20 protein-coding genes are annotated in these 18,303 nt (G+C 60.2%); 9 read left to right on the top strand and 11 right to left on the bottom strand.

Annotated features, from left to right (window positions below):
• Positions 1-49 precede the first annotated feature (49 nt).
• Complete coding sequence (gene cfaB, locus AOA61_RS11745; protein WP_099601793.1) at positions 50-1,234, top strand: C17 cyclopropane fatty acid synthase CfaB; 1,185 nt, start codon at positions 50-52, stop codon at positions 1,232-1,234.
• Positions 1,235-1,372: 138 nt separating this feature from the next.
• Here the strand turns inward: cfaB and cls are convergent, their stop codons facing one another.
• Entirely contained in the window at positions 1,373-2,812 is a 1,440-nt protein-coding gene (cls, locus tag AOA61_RS11740; RefSeq protein WP_099601792.1) for a cardiolipin synthase, read from the bottom strand.
• 130 nt (positions 2,813-2,942) lie between these two features.
• On the opposite strand from cls, the gene AOA61_RS11735 reads away from it, so the two are divergent.
• Entirely contained in the window at positions 2,943-3,464 is a 522-nt protein-coding gene (locus AOA61_RS11735) for a DUF3617 domain-containing protein (protein WP_032884502.1), read from the top strand.
• On the opposite strand, the gene AOA61_RS11730 is transcribed toward AOA61_RS11735, so the two are convergent.
• Genes AOA61_RS11730 through folE2 form a run of 7 tightly spaced genes read right to left on the bottom strand, consistent with a single transcriptional unit; the run spans position 3,461 to position 9,080 of the window.
• A complete protein-coding gene (locus tag AOA61_RS11730) occupies positions 3,461-4,798 on the bottom strand; it encodes a dihydroorotase (protein ID WP_099601791.1) in 1,338 nt (445 codons plus the stop codon). The two genes, AOA61_RS11735 and AOA61_RS11730, sit on opposite strands and share 4 nt — an antisense overlap.
• Before the next feature lie 3 nt (positions 4,799-4,801).
• Entirely contained in the window at positions 4,802-5,362 is a 561-nt protein-coding gene (locus AOA61_RS11725; protein ID WP_032884500.1) for a DapH/DapD/GlmU-related protein, read from the bottom strand.
• Positions 5,359-5,772: a phosphoribosyl-AMP cyclohydrolase gene (gene hisI, locus AOA61_RS11720; protein ID WP_099601790.1), complete on the bottom strand. Its 414-nt coding sequence runs from the start codon at positions 5,770-5,772 to the stop codon at positions 5,359-5,361. Before hisI ends, AOA61_RS11725 begins: the two co-directional genes overlap by 4 nt.
• A complete protein-coding gene (locus AOA61_RS11715; RefSeq protein WP_032884498.1) occupies positions 5,769-6,647 on the bottom strand; it encodes a metal ABC transporter substrate-binding protein in 879 nt (292 codons plus the stop codon). The genes hisI and AOA61_RS11715 overlap by 4 nt, the downstream gene beginning before the upstream one ends.
• 11 nt (positions 6,648-6,658) lie before the next feature.
• On the bottom strand, positions 6,659-7,525 hold the full coding sequence (locus tag AOA61_RS11710) for a metal ABC transporter permease (RefSeq protein ID WP_032884497.1): 867 nt from the start codon (positions 7,523-7,525) through the stop codon (positions 6,659-6,661).
• Positions 7,525-8,193: a metal ABC transporter ATP-binding protein gene (locus AOA61_RS11705; protein ID WP_099601789.1), complete on the bottom strand. Its 669-nt coding sequence runs from the start codon at positions 8,191-8,193 to the stop codon at positions 7,525-7,527. The genes AOA61_RS11710 and AOA61_RS11705 overlap by 1 nt, the downstream gene beginning before the upstream one ends.
• On the bottom strand, positions 8,190-9,080 hold the full coding sequence (gene folE2 / locus AOA61_RS11700) for a GTP cyclohydrolase FolE2 (protein WP_032884495.1): 891 nt from the start codon (positions 9,078-9,080) through the stop codon (positions 8,190-8,192). The genes AOA61_RS11705 and folE2 overlap by 4 nt, the downstream gene beginning before the upstream one ends.
• A 128-nt stretch (positions 9,081-9,208) precedes the next feature.
• On the opposite strand from folE2, the gene AOA61_RS11695 reads away from it, so the two are divergent.
• Positions 9,209-10,420: an N-acetylmuramoyl-L-alanine amidase gene (locus AOA61_RS11695; protein WP_099601788.1), complete on the top strand. Its 1,212-nt coding sequence runs from the start codon at positions 9,209-9,211 to the stop codon at positions 10,418-10,420.
• Here the strand turns inward: AOA61_RS11695 and AOA61_RS11690 are convergent.
• Positions 10,417-10,785, bottom strand: a complete 369-nt coding sequence (locus AOA61_RS11690) for a glutamine synthetase (protein ID WP_095185250.1) — start codon at positions 10,783-10,785, stop codon at positions 10,417-10,419. The genes AOA61_RS11695 and AOA61_RS11690 overlap by 4 nt on opposite strands.
• Positions 10,786-10,912: 127 nt before the next feature.
• Here AOA61_RS11690 and dksA point away from each other — a divergent pair, with 127 nt between their 5' ends.
• Genes dksA through AOA61_RS11670 form a run of 4 tightly spaced genes read left to right on the top strand, consistent with a single transcriptional unit; the run spans position 10,913 to position 14,201 of the window.
• A complete protein-coding gene (dksA, locus tag AOA61_RS11685; RefSeq protein WP_032884492.1) occupies positions 10,913-11,317 on the top strand; it encodes an RNA polymerase-binding protein DksA in 405 nt (134 codons plus the stop codon).
• A gap of 27 nt (positions 11,318-11,344) precedes the next feature.
• The gene (zigA, locus tag AOA61_RS11680; protein ID WP_095185249.1) at positions 11,345-12,550 is read left to right on the top strand and encodes a zinc metallochaperone GTPase ZigA; all 1,206 of its coding nucleotides are present in this window, start codon (positions 11,345-11,347) and stop codon (positions 12,548-12,550) included.
• Positions 12,550-13,194: a DUF1826 domain-containing protein gene (locus AOA61_RS11675; protein WP_099601787.1), complete on the top strand. Its 645-nt coding sequence runs from the start codon at positions 12,550-12,552 to the stop codon at positions 13,192-13,194. The genes zigA and AOA61_RS11675 overlap by 1 nt, the downstream gene beginning before the upstream one ends.
• 44 nt (positions 13,195-13,238) lie before the next feature.
• On the top strand, positions 13,239-14,201 hold the full coding sequence (locus AOA61_RS11670; protein WP_099601786.1) for a GTP-binding protein: 963 nt from the start codon (positions 13,239-13,241) through the stop codon (positions 14,199-14,201).
• Here AOA61_RS11670 and AOA61_RS11665 read toward each other — a convergent pair.
• Positions 14,195-14,590 carry a DUF3301 domain-containing protein gene (locus AOA61_RS11665; protein WP_032884488.1) on the bottom strand — a complete coding sequence of 132 codons (396 nt, stop codon included), beginning with the start codon at positions 14,588-14,590 and terminating at the stop codon, positions 14,195-14,197. The genes AOA61_RS11670 and AOA61_RS11665 overlap by 7 nt on opposite strands.
• Positions 14,591-14,707: 117 nt before the next feature.
• Here AOA61_RS11665 and pdxY point away from each other — a divergent pair, with 117 nt between their 5' ends.
• Positions 14,708-15,580 (top strand): pyridoxal kinase PdxY, encoded by an 873-nt coding sequence (gene pdxY / locus AOA61_RS11660; protein WP_099601785.1) that lies wholly within the window; start codon positions 14,708-14,710, stop codon positions 15,578-15,580.
• Positions 15,581-15,709: 129 nt separating this feature from the next.
• Here pdxY and AOA61_RS11655 read toward each other — a convergent pair whose 3' ends face one another.
• Complete coding sequence (locus tag AOA61_RS11655; RefSeq protein WP_099601784.1) at positions 15,710-16,195, bottom strand: acyl-CoA thioesterase; 486 nt, start codon at positions 16,193-16,195, stop codon at positions 15,710-15,712.
• Between the two features lie 291 nt (positions 16,196-16,486).
• Between AOA61_RS11655 and AOA61_RS11650 the strand changes: the two genes are divergently transcribed.
• Positions 16,487-18,250, top strand: coding sequence for a cation:proton antiporter (locus tag AOA61_RS11650; protein WP_099601783.1), 1,764 nt, complete (start codon positions 16,487-16,489; stop codon positions 18,248-18,250).
• The last annotated feature ends 53 nt before the right edge of the window (positions 18,251-18,303 follow it).

The raw sequence follows: 18,303 nt of genomic DNA, 5'->3' as shown, positions 1-18,303 counted from the left end.
GGGATGGTCTACCCTCAGTTCAGACGTCTGAAACAAGGGGGGACTACTCATGCTCGCGCAACTTCCACCGGCCTTACAGAATCTTCAGCTACCGCTGCGTCTGCGACTCTGGGACGGCCATGAATTCAACTTGGGCCCAGAGCCCAGTGTGACCATCGTGGTGAAGGACCCCACGGTCGTCTCGCAACTGACCCATCCCACACTCGACTCACTGGGCGAAGCCTTCGTCGAGGGCAAACTGGAGCTGGAAGGTTCCATCAGCGAAGTGATCCGGGTCTGTGATGAGCTGAGTCATGCCTTGATCGAGGGCGACGGCGACAGTCATCCGGTGCGCTCGATCCACGACAAGGCCACGGATGCAGCGGCGATTTCCTACCATTACGACCTGTCCAATGAGTTCTATCAGCTGTGGCTGGATCAGGACATGGCGTACTCCTGCGGCTATTTCGAAACCGGCAGCGAATCCATCGACCAGGCCCAACAAGACAAATTCCGCCACCTGTGCCGCAAGCTACGCTTGCAGGCGGGGGAGTATTTGCTCGACGTCGGTTGCGGATGGGGCGGGCTGGCGCGGTTTGCGGCGCGGGAGTTCGGGGTGAAAGTGTTTGGCATCACCCTGAGCAAAGAGCAGTTGGTATTGGCTCGGGAGCGAGTCAAAGCCGAGGGACTGGAAGACCAGATCGACCTGCAATTGCTGGACTACCGCGATCTACCCCAGGACGGCCGGTTCGACAAAGTGGTAAGCGTGGGCATGTTCGAACACGTCGGCCACGCCAACCTGGCGCAGTACTGCCAGACCCTGTTCGGTGTGGTGCGTGAAGGCGGCCTGGTGATGAACCATGGCATCACCGCCAAGCACACCGATGGCCGCCCGGTGGGCCGTGGCGCCGGGGAGTTTATCGAGCGGTACGTTTTCCCAAACGGTGAGTTGCCACACTTGGCAATGATGACCGCCGAGATCAGCGAAGTCGGGCTGGAAGTCGTCGACGTCGAAAGCCTGCGCCTGCACTACGCCCGAACCCTGGACCACTGGAGTGAGCGGCTGGAGGACAACCTGGAAGCGGCGGCCAAGATGGTGCCAGAACAGGCGTTGCGTATCTGGCGGTTGTACCTGGCCGGTTGCGCCTATGCGTTTGCACGGGGTTGGATCAACCTGCACCAGATCCTCGCGGTGAAGCCTCACGCGGATGGCAGCCATGAACTGCCGTGGACGCGGGAAGACATCTATCGCTGAGCTGATGTTCCAGAAAGGTGGAGATCCAACTGTGGGAGGGGGCTTGCTCCCGATAGCGGTATATCAGTCGCCACCCGTTGACTGACCCCCCGCTATCGGGAGCAAGCCCCCTCCCACATTTTGTTTTGTGTTGTCTGGTTAAAGGATTGGTGAGATCAAGCGCGCCACACGCATCCCAAGTTGTTGCAGGCGCCGTGTTTCGCGGCTTTCTTCCTGGCTGACTTCATGGGCCTGCGCGAAGTCATCGAGCAGCATATGCTCCACCTCCTGGGCGAACGCTTCGTCGACGGTCAGCAGCATCACTTCAAAATTCAGCCGGAACGAACGATTGTCCATGTTGGCACTGCCAATGGCGCTGATCTCGCTGTCCACCAACACCACCTTCTGATGCAGAAAGCCCGGCGTGTAGCGGAACACCCGCACTCCGGCGCGCACGGCTTCGATGGCGTAGAGGCTGGAGGCGGCATACACAATGCGGTGATCCGGCCGCGACGGCAGCAGCAGGCGCACATCCACTCCGCGTAGTACCGCCAGGCGCAGGGCGGCAAACACCGCTTCATCGGGGACGAAATACGGGCTGGTGATCCATACCCGCTCGGTCGCTGCGTGGATGGCCTCGACGAAAAACAGCGAACAGGTTTCATACGGATCGGCCGGACCGCTGGCGAGCAATTGGCAGAGCACGCCGTCTTCGGGATAGGTGTCCGGTAGGATCAGCGGCGGTAGTTCGCGCGCGGCCCAGAACCAGTCTTCGGCAAACGACTCCTGCAGGCACGCCACCACGGGACCGGTGACCTGTACATGGGTGTCGCGCCATGGCGCCAATGGCGGTTTTTTGCCCAGGTATTCATCACCCACGTTATGTCCGCCGACAAACCCGGTGATGCCATCCACCACCACGATTTTGCGATGGTTGCGAAAGTTGACCTGGAAGCGGTTGAGCCATCCACTGCGGGTGGCGAAGGCCTTGACCTGCACGCCGGCGTCGCGCAGTGATTGCACGTAGCGATGGGGCAGGGCGTGACTGCCAATGCGGTCGTAGAGCACGTAGATGGCCACGCCTTGGGCAGCCTTTTCTTTCAGCAGCGTATGTAATTGGCGGCCAAGATCATCGTCATGAATGATGAAAAACTGAAACAACACAGCGGTTTTGGCGTTGCGAATGGCTTCAAAGATCGCGCTGAAGGTGGCGTCGCCATTGATCAGCAGGCGTACTTCATTGTTGGCCAGGCACGGCATGCGACCCAGTTTGGGCATGGCGCGCAACGAGGCGTAAGCACTGGAGTTGCGCGCAGCGAGCGCCTCCTCAACCCAAGGACGCCAGTTCAGCGCGGTGATGGCGGTGTGCATTTCCTGATTGGCCTGGCGCCGCGCCTGGATATACGCGTCGAAGGTGCTGCGGCCAAAAATCAGGTAGGGGATCAACGTGAGATAGGGCATGAACATCAGCGACAAGGCCCAGGCTATCGAGCCTTGAGCGGTCCTGACGGTCAGCACCGCGTGGATCGCGGCGAGAGTCCCGAGAAAGTGCAGCGTGGCGATGAAGTAGGCGAGCAGGTGCGGGCCAAAGAAATCCATGGACGACAGTACTCCAGACAATCCAATGCCTAACAGACCATGTTCGGCTGCGAATGTCGCTATTTTATTTGGCGTGCAACACTGGCGCCTTTGCAGCGTCTAACGCCCACAATTGCCCAGGAGTTACCCGATGAATGCTCGTCTGCTCTGTTTATCCATGGTTGTTGGTTTGTCGTTGCCGGTGGCAGCGCAGGCGCAGATGCTGGCGCCGGGCTTGTGGGAATTGACCACCAGCAATATGAAAGTCGATAACCAGGACCTGCCGGACCTGTCGCTGATCCTCGGTCAGCTCAAGCAACAGATGACCCCCGAACAGCGCGCGATGCTCGAAAAGCAGGGCATCACCATGGCAGGTAAAGGCGTGCAGGTGTGCCTCACTCCAGCCCAGGTCGCCTCGGACTCAATCCCTTTGACCGACCCGCAATCGGGCTGCAAACAGGAAGTGACCGACAAAACCGGCAACCAGTGGAAATTCCGTTTCAGCTGCCCGAAAGCTCAGGGCACCGGAGTCGCCACTTTCCAAAGCCAGAAAGAATTCACCACGACCGTCAACGGCACCTTCAATGCCACCGGCATTCAGCAGAAGGGCAGCCTGGACACTCACGCCCAGTGGCTGGGCAACGATTGCGGTACGGTCAAACCACGCGCTTAACGCAGAAAGTGCAGCGGCAAACCCTGGCAGCTGTCGACCACCTCGCCGTTGTGCCAGGCCAGGTGGCCGGAGACCAGCGTGGTGCTGACGCTGTGGCGAAAGCTGCGCTCTGCAAAGGGCGTCCAGCCGCAGCGGGCAAGAATCGGCTCATCCCTGACCGGCTTACCTTCGGGCTCGGGTTTGATCAGCACCAGGTCGGCCCAATACCCTTCACGCAGATAACCACGGTCCGGGATAGCAAACAGGTCGGCGACCCGGTGGCTGGTCTTCGCGACCAGCGTGGCCAGCGGCAGCAGCCCGTCTGCCACCAGCTCCAGTAACGCCGGCAGCGCATGTTGCACCAGGGGCAATCCCGACGGCGCTTCGCGATAAGCCAGTTGTTTTTGCGCCCAGGTATGCGGCGCGTGGTCTGTGCCAATCACATCCAAACGATCATTCAATAACGCCTGGCGCAACGCGTCGCGGTCGGCGCGGGTCTTGATCGCCGGGTTGCATTTGATCTGATGGCCGAGGCGGTGATAGTCCCGGTCATCGAACAGCAAGTGATGCACACAGACTTCAGCGGTGATGCGTTTTTGTGCCAGGGGCTTGTCTTCAAACAGAGCCAATTCGCGCGCGCTGGTGAGGTGCAGCACATGCAGGCGCGTGCCGTGGCGCTGGGCTAACTCCACCGCGAAAGAGGACGAGCGATAGCAGGCCTCGGCGTCGCGGATCAGGGGGTGCGCGACGGCGGGGATGTCATCGCCGAAACGCTCGCGCAAGCGCCGTTCGTTGGCCTGGATACTGGGCGTGTGTTCGCAGTGGGCCAGGAGGATGGTCGGGACTTCGGCAAACAGACGCTCCAGGATCCGTGGGTCGTCCACCAGCATATTGCCGGTGGACGCGCCCATGAACACTTTGACTCCCGCCACCTCGCAGGGGTCGAGGGCGGCGACGATGTCGAGATTGTCGTTACTTACCCCGAAGTGAAAGCCGTAGTTGACCACCGAGTGCAGGGCCGCGCGGCGTTTTTTATCGGCCAGCGCCTCCAGGTTCAGGGTGGCCGGGTTGGTGTTGGGCATGTCCATCACACTGGTGATGCCGCCAGCCGCGGCCGCGCGGGACTCACTGTAGAAACTGCCTTTGTCCGGCGCGCCGGGGTCACGAAAGTGCACCTGGTCGTCGATCATGCCCGGCAGTAGCCATTGCCCCTTGGCGTCGATGGCCAGTGGCGCGTTACAGCCGGTGATGCTGCTGGCGATCTTTTCGATGCGGCCATTGGCGACCAGCACGTCGGCGTCGAAAATCTGGCCCTCGTTGACCAGGCGGGCGTTGCGGATCAGCAGGCGGCTCATGGCTTAGAACTCGTTTTGCAGGGCTTTGTAACCGCGCACCAAGTCGACGTTGGTAAGTGCCACGTCTTCGGAAAACTCCGAGGCGCTGACGCTCACCGGTGGGAATTGCGACAGGTCGGTATTCGGTCCGATGCGGGTGGTGGAGGGCACGTAGAACGCGGCGGGTAAATCACGACCGTCGACCACCGAGTTATGGCGCACCACGCACCCATCGCCCACGGCGCAGTTGAACAGCACGCTGTTGAAACCGATGAATACGCGGTCGCCAACTGAGCACGGGCCGTGGACGATGGAGCGGTGGGCGATGGAGGTGAACTCACCGATGGTCACTGCTGCGCCGGATTTGGAGTGGATGACCACACCGTCCTGAATATTGGAATTGGCGCCGATGGTGATCGGATCCATGGCGCCGCTGGCGTCGACTTCGTCTGCGCGGATCACAGCATACGGGCCGACGAAGACGTTCTCGCCAATGATGACCTTGCCGCAGATGATGGCGGTCTTGTCGACGTAGGCCGATTCGGCAATCACTGGCAGATCGCCGGAAGGGTTCTTGCGGATCATGCGCTGGGCTCCGTGATGATGTGGACGTAGCCGCCATCAATGGCGTTGTAGAAACAGGTGGGCCGGCCTGTGTGGCAAGCCGGGCCGAGTTGGTTGACGATCAGCAGCACCGCGTCGCCGTCGCAATCCAGGCGTGCTTCCACCAACTGCTGCCAGTGACCGGAGCGTTCACCTTTGCGCCACAGTTGCTGGCGCGAGCGTGACCAGTAGCAAACTTGCCCGGTAGCGAGGGTTTCGGTGAGGGCCCGGCGGTTCATCCAGGCCAGCATCAATACCTCGCCGCTGCTGTGTTGCTGGGCGATGGCGGCAATCAGGCCATCGCTGTTCCATGGCAGGGCATCGAGTACCGGTTTGAGTGGGAAGCGACTGCCTTTGGCAGCGCCTTCCAGTTCGAGCATGCTCAGGTTCATGGCTTGCTCAGGGCGGCGCACAAGGTGTTGAGGTTGTATTCGAACAGCCCGGTAAAAGTGCTGGCCGGGCCTTCGGCGGCGAGGGCGTCGGAGTACAGCGTGCCGCCGATCTGCGCGCCGCTTTCGTCGGCGATTTGCTTGAGCAGGCGCGAGTCCTTGATGTTTTCCATGAACACGGCTTTGACCTTGTCTTTGCGGATCTGTGTGATCAGCGCAGCGACTTCAGCGGCAGAGGGTTCACGTTCGGTAGACAGGCCTTGGGGGGCGAGGAACTGAATGCCATAGGCCTGGCCCAGGTAACCGAAAGCGTCATGGGAGGTGACGATGCGGCGGTTGCCTGGGGGCAGAGCACTGAACTTGGTCTTGGCTTCGGCCAGCAGGCGGTAGATTTCTTTCAGGTAGGTTTGGCTGTTGCGCAGGTAGTCGGCCTTGTTGGCCGGGTCGGCAGCCACCAGCGCCTTGGTGATGTTGTTCACATAGATTTCAGCGTTGGCCAGGTTATGCCAAGCGTGCGGGTCGGGGATGGTTTCGCCATCCTCTTCCATGGTGTGGGAGATCACGCCTTTGCTGGCGGTGACCACCGTGGCTTTGGTTTCGGTGCTGGTGACTAAGCGGTCCAGCCAGGGTTCGAAACCGAGGCCGTTCTTGATGATCAGCTTGGCCTTGAGCAGCGCCTTGGCATCGTCCGGTGTGGGCTCGTAGGTGTGGGCGTCGGCATCCGGGCCGACCATGTTGCTGATCTGAATGTGGTCGCCACCGATCTGGTGCGTAATGTCATTGAGAATACTGAAGCTGGTGACCACCTGGAGTTTGTCGGCGGCCTGGGCCATCGACAGCGGCAGCAGCAGGCTGAACAGCACGAGTAGAGCGCGCATCGGGAGACACCTCATTGGGATGTAAGCAGGGGCGGGCGGCGCATCAAACCGTGCACCGGACCGAAGACCACGGACAGCAGGTACCCAGCGCCAGCCACCAGCACAATCGCTGGGCCGCTGGGCAGTGAGTAGTAGAACGACAACAACAAACCAAGCCATACCGACAGGCATCCCAGCACCGCCGACACCGCAATCAACACCGGCAGGCGCCGGCTCCAGAAACGTGAAGCGATGGCGGGTAACATCATCAGACCCACCACCATCAACGCGCCGATGGCCTGGAAACCGATCACCAGGTTCAGCACCACCAGGGTTAAAAACAGCCCATGGGCCAGCGGGCCAAGGCGGCTGACGGTTTGCAGGAACAGCGGGTCGAGGGTGTCCAGCAGCAGTGGTTTGTAGATCAGTCCCATGGCGACCAGGCTGAACCCGGACACCCAGAGCATTCCGGTAAGGGTGGTTGCGTCGACGGCCAAGGCAGAGCCGAACAGCAAGTGCAAAAGATCCAGGCGTTTACCGGCGAGGCCGAGGATCAGTACGCCAGCGGCAAGGGAAATGGGGTAGATGGCGGCGAGGCTGGCGTCTTCGCGCAGGCCGGTACGGCGAGTGATCCAAGCGGAGAGGCCAGCCATGCTCAGGCCGGCGCCGAGGCCGCCGATGGTCAGCGCCGGCAGGCTGAGCCCGGCGAACCAGAAACCCAGCGCAGCGCCGGGAAGGATGCCGTGGGCCACGGCGTCACCGATCAGGCTCATGCGGCGCAGGATCAGGAAGACACCCAGCGGGGCAGTGCTGCACGCGAGTACAAGTCCGCCGATCAATGCGCGGCGCATAAAGACGAAGTCGAGGAAGGGCATCCATAAGTGGGCGGCGAAGTGCATCAGGCCACCTGCATCTGGGGCTGCGGGCGGATCAGCTCTTTGCTATCGCCGAACACACAACCGGTGTTTTTGATTTGCAGTACTTGCTCGGTGTGGTGGCGTACGGACGCCAAATCGTGGCAAACGATGACCAGCGTGCGGCCTTCGGCATGCCAGGCGTGGATATGTTTCCAGCACAGCGTCTGGCCGTCCTCATCGAGGGCTGCGTGGGGTTCATCGAGCAGCAACACCGGCGAATCGGCCAAACTCATGCGGGCGAGCAGGGCGCGTTGCAATTGGCCGCCGGACAACGCCATCAGCGGGCGCTGTTCCAGGCCGCTGAGGCACCAGTCTTCCAGCACTGCTTGCAGGCGCTGATTGCGTTGTTGTGGGGGGAGTCGGGTGCCCCAGAAACCGGCGGCGACCAGTTCTTGCAGGCTAATGGGAAATTGGCGGTCAAGGTGTTGCTGCTGAGGCAGGAACGCTAGGCCGCCACGGCGTGGAACATTGACGACCACCTTGCCAGCCAGCGGCTTTTGCAGCCCGGCGATGACTTTGAGCAGGCTACTTTTGCCGCAGCCATTGGGGCCAATTACGCCGGTGAGGCTACCTTTTTCCAGGATGAGATCTATGGCGGGTGTGAGTGGTTGTCCGGGGGCGCCCCAGCGCAAAGCGTTGCAGGTGATCATTCAGGGTGTCTCGTCCAGCGGCTTTCAGCCACGGCATCGTGCGCGTGCAGGCTTTCGGCGTGGATCACTTTGAGGTGGAAGGCGTTGACGGCATCCGAGCGTTTCAAGGCGAGGTTCAGGCGGCGGGCGGCGTCTTCGCAGAACATTAGGTTCTGTCCGTTGGCCAGGGCGAAGGCTTGTTCGTCCGCACGTTTCACAGCGGTTTGTACGGCGGTGCCGAGAGCAGCTTCGGCGTCGTTGATGATGTCGGTCAGCGCCAGTTGCTCGCCTCGCAGGTGTACGTGCAACTGCGCGCTGCTGCGCTGGCTGTGGGGTGTGGCGACGATGCCGTCTGCGCTACCGAGCCAGGTCAGTACGTCTTCATGCTGCAACGGCGTGTCGGCGAAGTCTTCGAGAAATTGCTGCTGAATCAACTGCCTGGCCAGGGCAGCGGAACAGGGGCAAGTTGAGGAATAAGTAACGTTAATTTTTAGTTCCACGTGGAACATCTGGTTTTCCAGGCGCGCTTCGATGCTGACTGGGTAGCCTTTCCAGCCAGCTAAGGGGCTGACCAGCGCCGGGCGTTTCAACAGCAAATTCGTGTGCAGACGCAGGTAGGCGTTCTTAGATAAATCTTCATGACTGTCGAGAAAACGCTGAAGTACATTGCGCAGAAGTGCAGGCGTGAGGGGCTGCTGGTCGAGCATCTCCAGTGCCAGGTACAGGCGTGACATATGAATGCCACGGGCGGTGCCGTCATCCAGGCTCACGCCGGCATCGGCGGTGGCGGTCAAGCGCTGACCGTCGATCAGGATTGGTAGGGCGATGCCGCACATGCCGACCCAGTCGAGTGGCAAGGCTTGGCGTGAAGCCTGCGCGGCGATATCCGGCAGAGTCAGCGCGTTCATGAGCAGGTCCATCGTTGGAAATAATTCGACATGTTATAGTATAACAATAGAGTCTACGATGAATTTTCTGTCGTAGGCTTTTTTCAGTCATGTCGAGTACGGACGCTCCTTTATCTGCGGTATTTGTCATGCACAGACGTCAGCTTCTCAATCTGCTCTTGGCCAGCCCCTTTTTTGTTTTGCCGTTCACGGCCCACGCCACGCAGATTCGTAACGCGCGTTTATGGCGCTCAGATGACAAGCTGCGGTTGGTGTTCGACCTCAGCGGTCCGGTGCAGTACAAGACCTTCTCCCTGACGGCGCCGGAGCGCCTGATCATCGACCTGAGCGGCGCGGTTCTCAGTGGCGACTTTTCTCAACTGGAGTTGAAGAACACCGGAATCACCTCGATTCGCTCGGGGCATTTCGGCAAGGCGGATACGCGCATCGTGCTCGATCTGGCCGCACCGATGCGGCTCACCAGCTTTGTGTTGCCGCCTCAGGAGGGTCAGGGGCATCGCCTGGTGCTCGATCTCACTGGTGCCACTCAGGCGCCACATCAGATCGCGGCTGCCCCTGCGCCTTTGGTGGCGCCAGAGGGCAAGGCGCATCCGAAGCGCGACATCATGGTGGTGGTCGACCCCGGCCACGGCGGCAAAGACCCGGGCGCTATCGGCTCCAAGGGCCAGCGCGAAAAAGACGTGGTGTTGTCCATCGCCCAACTGCTGGCCAAGCGTTTGAAGCGCGAGAAGGGCTTTGACGTGAAACTGGTGCGCAACGACGACTTCTTCGTGCCGCTGCGCAAGCGCGTGGACATCGCCCGTCAGCACAAGGCCGATATGTTTATCTCGGTGCACGCCGATGCTGCGCCGCGGCTCACCGCTTCAGGGGCGTCGGTGTATGCGCTGTCGGAGGGCGGCGCGACCTCGGCCACCGCACGCTTTATGGCCCAGCGCGAAAACGGCGCGGACCTGTTGGGCGCTACCACGTTGCTCAATCTGAAGGATAAAGACCCGATGCTGGCCGGCGTGATTCTCGACATGTCGATGAACGCCACCATCGCCTCAAGCCTGCAACTGGGCAGTTCGGTGCTCGGGAGCCTGCAAAGCATTACCAGCCTGCATCAGAAACGTGTGGAACAGGCCGCGTTTGCAGTGCTCAAGTCACCGGATGTGCCCTCGATCCTGGTGGAGACGGGCTTTATCTCCAATGCCCGAGACGCCCAGCGCTTGGTGACGGCGCGTCATCAACAGGCGGTGGCGGATGGCTTGTTCGATGGCCTGAAAAACTACTTCCAGAAGAGTCCGCCGATGAACAGCTACATGGCGTGGGTGCAGGAACAAAAGAATGGTCAGGCCTAACAGCCGGTAATGCGGCTGCAGGTGAACTTGGCGCTGGCCCCGCCGGAGCTGGAGAAGCGATTGATCGTGGTCCAACCCACGCGCCGCGTGTAGCCGACCCACGCCTCCCCATCTGACGCCAAACCAGTAAAAAACGTCAGTTGCCCATAACGGCTGTTGGTCTGTGCCCAATAGCGTTTGCCGACCACCTCGAAACCGCGCAAATACGTGGTTCTGCCCTCGGTCGACACACTGTAGGCGTTGCCCAGTGGGTCGACACAGGCCAGCAGGTTGGCGCTGCGCGTGCAGTTGGCCAGCAGGCTGGGCGCTTGGGCGCAAGCAGTCCCTGCCGCTGCCAGTAACAGGGCGCACAACAGGTATTTCATAAGGTTTCTCGGGGCAGGGATGCGTTCAAGCATTGCCCTCTTTGTCGAAGCGAGCAAGGGGGGATTGGATTATTTGTATTGTTATACTATAACATTGAAAAACAGCCTGACCCGTGAACTTCTCCCCATGACTGAACAAGACCTGCTGACCCAACCGCCTGCCGACTACATGAATGAAGCCCAGCATGGCTTCTTCCGCGAACTGTTGTTGGCTCAGCGCACTGAACTGCAAGCGCGTATCGAAGGCGAATTCCTGGTGCTGCGCGAGCAGGAAACCAACAGCGACCCGGCTGACGTGGGCAGCGCCGAAGAGCAGCGCCAATGGCAACTGCGCCTGCTGGAACGGGAGAAGAAGCTGCTGGACAAGATCGACGACGCCCTCGAACTGCTGGCCCGTGGCGAATATGGCTGGTGCCGCGAAACCGGCGAACCCATCGGCCTGCAACGTCTTCTGCTACGTCCCACCGCCACCCTGTGTATCGAAGCCAAAGAACGTGAAGAGCTGCGCGAACGCCATAAACGGGCGATTTGACCGGCCAACCCTGATGAGGATTACCTGATGCCCAATCGTCTCCCCGTTACCGTGTTGTCCGGCTTTCTCGGCGCCGGTAAAAGCACATTGCTCAACTATGTCCTGCGCAACCGCGAAAATCTGCGCGTGGCGGTGATTGTCAACGACATGAGTGAAATCAACATCGACGGCAGCGAGGTGCAGCGTGACGTCACCCTCAACCGTTCCGAAGAAAAGCTGGTGGAGATGAGCAACGGCTGTATCTGCTGCACCTTGCGTGAAGACTTGCTTGAAGAAGTCGGAAAACTCGCCAAGGAAGGTCGGTTCGATTACTTGTTGATTGAATCCACCGGTATCTCCGAACCGTTGCCGGTGGCAGAAACCTTCACCTTTCGCGATGAAAATGACCAAAGCCTGGCCGATGTTGCGCGCCTGGATACCATGGTTACCGTGGTCGATGGCATGAACTTCTTGCTCGACTACCAGGCCGCCGAAAGCCTGGCCTCGCGGGGCGAAACCCTCGGGGAAGAAGACGAGCGTTCAATCACCGACCTGTTGATCGAGCAGATCGAATTCGCCGACGTCATCTTGATCAGCAAGATCGACCTGATCAGCAGCAGCGAACGCGAAGAGCTGATGGCTATCCTTGAGCGCCTCAATGCTCAGGCGGAAATCATCCCGATGGTCATGGGCGAGGTGCCGCTGCACAAGATCCTCAACACCGGCCGCTTTGACTTCGAGCGTGCGGCCCAAGCGCCAGGCTGGTTGCAGGAGCTGCGCGGTGAGCATGTACCGGAAACCGAAGAATATGGCATCGCGTCCATGGCCTATCGCGCACGCCGCCCGTTCCATCCGCAACGCTTCTTCGACTTTATCGATCGACCTTGGGTGAACGGCAAACTGCTGCGCTCAAAGGGCTTTTTCTGGCTGGCCAGCAAGCATCAGGACGCCGGTAGCTGGTCCCAGGCAGGCGGCCTGATGCGTCACGGGTTTGCCGGACGCTGGTGGCGTTTCGTACCGAAAAGCCAATGGCCACAAGACCAAGAAAGCGTCGCGGCGATTATGGGCAACTGGCAACTGAGCACCGGCGACTGCCGCCAGGAACTGGTGTTTATCGGGCAGAACATCGACTTCGCCCACATGCGCGTCGAGTTGGATGCGTGCTTGCTCACCGATGAAGAAATGGCCCTTGGCGTGGAAGGGTGGCGCCTTTTGGCTGATCCGTTTGGTCCCTGGTATGAAGAGGCAGCCTGATGCTGGCACCGGCTATCCCCCTGCGCCCCGTGATTCGCCAGACCCGCGGTGAAACCCCGCTGGTGCTGTCCGACATCCTCGAAGACGGCGTGAACCTGGCGCTATGGCAGCGCCAGTTGCCGCTGCATATCGCTGAGTTCGGCGCCTTGCTGGTGGCACTCAACGAGCCGTTGGCTGATTCGATAGTGATCGAACTCAACAGCGAAGACGCCAAGCCGAACTTGCGAGGATTGGCGTCCAGTTGCCGCGATCTTGAAGGTTATGAAGGCTTTGTCGCCGATGTGTCGTGGCTGGTCAGTGCTTTTGCCTGTCTGCTCGGCGCCAAGCGCATAGGCGTTCGTCTGCGATTGTTGGATAAAGCCATGTGCCCGCGTTTTCACGTCGATCATGTGCCGGTGCGGCTGATCACCACCTATGCAGGTATCGGCAGCCAGTGGTTGCGTGAAGGGGTAATGGACCGGCGCAAACTCAGCCAACCGGACGCCGAGCCCAGCGAGCGCATTGAGCAGATTCAGTGCGGTGAAGTGGCACTGCTCAAGGGCACCAAATGGCATGGCAACGAAGGCCACGGCCTGATCCACCGCTCCCCCGCGCTGAAAGCGGATGAGCGCCGATTGATTCTGACGCTGGATTGGCTCGCGTAACCGCGTAGGATCAAACGCTCTACACGGTCCGAACGATGGCACTTATGCTGCAGAACATTCCCACCCACGTGATTGCCGGGCCCCTGGGCGCTGGCAAGACCAGCCTGATCAAGCACCTGCTCGCCCAACGCCCGGCCAACGAGCGCTGGGCGGTGCTGATTAATGAGTTTGGGCAGATCGGCCTGGATGCTGCGTTGCTGACCCAGGACGACGACGGCATTGCCTTGGGCGAGGTCGCCGGTGGCTGCCTGTGTTGTGTGAATGGCGCACCGTTCCAGGTAGGCCTGGGCCGGTTGCTGCGTAAGGCCAAGCCGGATCGGTTGTTTATCGAACCCTCGGGCCTGGGTCATCCTGCGCAGTTGCTCCAGCAGTTGCGCGAAGCGCCGTGGCAGACGGTGCTTGCGGTTCAGCCTTGTGTGCTGGTGCTGGATGCCCAAGCGCTGGCTGCGGGCAAACCCTTGCCGCCAGCGCAGCAGGAAGCGTTGGCCAGTGCCGGGCTGTTGGTGTTGAACAAGGATGAGGGGCTGGATGCTGCGCAACGCGAGGCCGTCGAACGACAGCTACCCGCCCGTTGCATTTATTGGACGCGGCAGGCGTACGTGCCGCTCGGCAAACTGCCAGGTTTGAATGCGCAGGCTGAAGAGGCTGTGGATAACGTCGAGGTGCCCAAGGGGCTGGCTCAATTGCCGGCTATCTGGAGCGATCCGGCATTGCCGATCTGCCTGAGCCAGGCCCAGGAGGGCGGTTGGAGTATCGGTTGGCGCTGGCACCCGAGCCAGAAATTCGATTCCGTGCGTCTGCACCTGTGGCTGACATCGCTTGAGTGGCGCCGCGCCAAACTGGTTATCCACAGCCGTGATGGGTGGATATCGGCCAACGCTGTGGATAACAGCCCGCTCGCCTGGCACCCCAGCGAATGGCGCCGCGACTCACGTATCGAATTGATCTTCAGCACACCACAGGATATGGCTGCATTGCAGGCCGCGCTGACTGCCTGCCGTTACTGACGGTTTTTAGTCGCATGGTTCTGACGCCATTGGCTCAGCTCAATGACTTCAGCACTGGGCAGCGCTTCCTTGGCCTCGAACGGGTAGGGCGCCAGTTCGATCTGCGCGCTATGGGCGCCAAACTGCGTGATGGTCCCGCTGTGACGGGTCTCGCCCGTGACGGTGAACTCGAAATTATAGATACGCGCCAGACGCCGCCGGCCATTGGCGTCCTTCACAAAACCGATGCGTTTCAACGCTACGGCACCGTCGAGCAATTCGATATCGAGCTTGGCGCAATGCTGCTTCACCCGCGCGAGTGCCCGTTCGCGCAGGCCGTGGTTGTGCCAAACCCAGGCGGCGCCGGTCGCCAGCAGCATCAACACGAAGATGTTTCCCAGGGTCAGCATGCGAAAAACTCCAACAAAGTGAGAGCAGCTTAACTGTGTCGCTGGCCTGTCGTACAGGCTGTGTTTAGTCGCATACTGCGCGGCCAGAATTTCAATGGCTTTACGGAAATCCCCTGCATGAAACGCACACCTCATCTGCTTGCGATCCAGTCTCATGTGGTCTTTGGCCACGCCGGAAACAGCGCCGCCGTGTTCCCCATGCAGCGGGTCGGGGTGAACGCCTGGCCGCTTAACACTGTGCAGTTCTCCAACCACACCCAGTATGGCCAGTGGGCGGGCGAAGTGTTGGCGCCGCAGCAAATTCCGGCGTTGGTGGAAGGGATTGCCGCCATCGGTGAGTTGGGCAACTGTGATGCGGTGCTGTCCGGCTATCTGGGCAGCGCGGCTCAGGGCCGGGCGATTCTCACCGGTGTGGCGCGTATTAAAGCGATCAATCCCAAGGCCTTGTACCTGTGCGACCCGGTGATGGGTCATCCTGAAAAAGGCTGCATCGTGCCCCAGGAAGTCAGCGATTTCCTGCTCGATGAAGCCGTCGCCATGGCCGACTTCCTGTGCCCCAACCAACTGGAATTGGACAGCTTTGCCGGGCGCAAACCGCAGTCGCTGTTCGATTGTCTGGCTATGGCCAAGGCGTTGCTGGCTCGCGGGCCTAAAGCCGTGTTGGTCAAACACTTGGATTACCCGGGCAAGTTGCCGGATGGTTTCGAGATGCTGCTGGTGACCGCTGACGGCAGCTGGCACCTGCGTCGACCGCTGCTGGCGTTCCCGCGCCAACCGGTGGGCGTGGGCGACCTGACCTCGGGGTTGTTCCTGGCGCGGGTGTTGTTAGGCGACAGCCTGCTGGCCGCGTTTGAATTCACCGCAGCGGCCGTGCATGAAGTGCTGCTGGAAACCCAGGCTTGCGCCAGTTACGAGTTGGAGTTGGTGCGGGCCCAGGATCGCATTGCCCATCCACGTGTGCGCTTTGAAGCCACCCCGATCGGACTGTAAGTACACAACACCCAATGTAGGAGGGGGCTTGCTCCCGATGGCGGTGTATCAGCTACCTAAGTAATGGCTGACCCACTGCAATCGGGGGCAAGCCCCCCCACATTTTTGATCGGGTTTGCGGCTTGGGACTTACAGCGCGTCTGCCTTGATTTCCTGGTAGCGCTTCTCCAGCTCCTGGCGAATCTGCCGGCGTTGCTGGGCCTGCATGAACCGGCGCTTGTCTTCACTGTTATGGGGTTGCAGCGGTGGTACGGCAGCGGGTTTACGCTGGTCGTCCACGGCCACCATGGTGAAGAAGCAGCTGTTGGTATGACGCACCGAGCGCTCGCGGATGTTCTCGGTCACCACCTTGATGCCCACTTCCATCGACGTATTGCCGGTGTAGTTGACTGATGCAAGGAACGTCACCAATTCGCCGACATGGATCGGTTCGCGAAAAATCACCTGATCCACCGACAACGTCACCACATAGCGACCGGCATAACGGCTCGCACAGGCGTAGGCCACTTCGTCGAGGTACTTGAGCAGGGTGCCGCCGTGGACATTGCCTGAGAAGTTGGCCATGTCAGGGGTCATCAATACCGTCATCGACAGCTGGGCGTTTCCGGGTTCCATAACACACTCACGGGTTGTAGGCATTGGTTGGGGTGCACCTCTGCGGGTGCTGGAATCTTTGCAGCGCCATCCCTTACGGGACGCCGGTGGGCGGCTTGCCGTCACGCCTGCACCGATCTGTTTCCATATATTGCACCGGCTTTCTGCTGGAAGTCGCGGTGTTAACCTTCAAAAGCCCATGTCAGGGCATTTCTTACGATCAAGGCAGACTTTTCCTTCCGCACTTTGCGCATTTTCATGTGCGTGGGCGGAAGTGGGAAAAGCGCCAGTACCCTCAAGGAGCCCCTCGCCATGCACGCCATCAGCTTTATCCAGGACTTGGCCGTGATCATGCTGGTGGCAGGGGTGGTCACCATCCTGTTTCACCGCCTCAAGCAGCCGGTGGTGCTGGGTTACATCGTCGCCGGCTTCATCATCGGTCCCCACACGCCGCCGTTCGGTCTGATCCACGACGAAGACACCATCAAGACCCTCGCCGAGCTAGGGGTGATCTTCCTGATGTTCTGCCTGGGCCTGGAGTTCAGCCTGCGCAAGTTGTTCAAGGTGGGCGCGACGGCGTTTATCGCAGCCTTCCTGGAAATCATCCTGATGATCTGGATCGGCTACGAAATCGGCCGCTGGTTCGACTGGAACACCATGGACTCACTCTTCCTCGGCGCGATCCTGGCGATTTCCTCGACCACCATCATCGTCAAGGCCCTCAATGACCTGAAAATGAAGAACCAGCGTTTTGCCCAGCTGATTTTCGGCGTGTTGATCGTTGAAGACATCCTTGGCATCGGCATCATCGCCTTGCTGTCGAGCATCGCCGTCAGCGGCACCGTGAGCTCCGGCGAGGTGTTCTCCACCGTCGGCAAGCTCTCGCTGTTCATGATCGTCGCCTTGGTGATTGGCATCTTGCTGGTGCCGCGTCTGCTGGCTTACGTAGCTAAGTTCGAAAGCAATGAGATGCTGCTGATCACCGTATTGGGCCTGTGCTTCGGCTTTTGCCTGCTGGTGGTCAAGCTGGAATACAGCATGGTGCTGGGGGCATTCCTGATCGGCGCGATCATGGCCGAGTCCAAGCAGTTGATTAAGATAGAACGCCTGATCGAGCCGGTTCGCGACATGTTCAGCGCCATCTTTTTTGTGGCGATTGGCTTGATGATTGACCCGCAGATCCTGCTGCAATATGCCTGGCCAATCGCGGTAATCACCGTGGCCGTGGTGCTGGGCAAGATGCTGTCCTGCGGCCTGGGCGCATTTATCGCCGGTAATGACGGCCGCACCTCACTGCGCGTGGGCATGGGGCTGTCACAGATTGGCGAGTTCTCCTTCATTATCGCCGCGCTGGGCATGACCTTGCAGGTAACCAGCGACTTCCTGTATCCGGTGGCGGTGGCGGTTTCGGCGATCACTACACTGCTCACGCCCTACCTGATTCGCGGTGCTGATCCCCTGTCGCTGAAGATTGCGGCAGTGATGCCCAAGCGCATGAGTCGGGTCTTCGGGATGTACGGCGAGTGGTTGCGCAGCATTCAGCCTCAGGGCGAGGGCGCGATGCTGGCGTCGATGATCCGCAAGATCATCCTGCAAGTAGGGGTGAACCTCGCGCTGGTGATCGCGATCTTCTTCGCTGGCAGCTTTTTTGCGGTGCGCATTGGCGGGTATCTGGAGGGTTGGATCAGTGATCCGAGCTGGCAGAAGGCGTTGATCTGGGGAGGGGCGTTGTTGTTGTCGCTGCCGTTCTTGATAGCGGCTTACCGCAAGCTCAAGGCGCTGTCGATGCTGCTGGCAGAAATGAGCGTGAAGCCGGAAATGGCCGGGCGACATACCCAGCGCGTGCGAAGGGTAATCTCGGAGCTGATCCCGATTCTGTCGTTGCTGGTGATCTTTCTGCTATTGGCAGCCTTGTCGGCCAGCATTTTGCCGACCAACAAGTTGCTGGTGCTGATTGCAGTAGTCGCGGCGGCGGTAGCGGCCGTTCTGTGGCGCTGGTTCATTCGCGTGCATACGCGGGTGCAGGTGGCCTTGCTGGAGACTCTGGATAATCACAAGGACACGTCGGAGCACTAAGATGCTGCGGTGCATTCGCTTGTGGCGAGCGAGCTTGCTCGCCACAAAAACCG

This window comes from Pseudomonas sp. 2995-1 (assembly GCF_002742505.1).
Classification (GTDB): Bacteria; Pseudomonadota; Gammaproteobacteria; order Pseudomonadales; family Pseudomonadaceae; genus Aquipseudomonas; species Aquipseudomonas sivasensis.
This window is presented reverse-complemented; position numbering and strand designations above follow the sequence as displayed.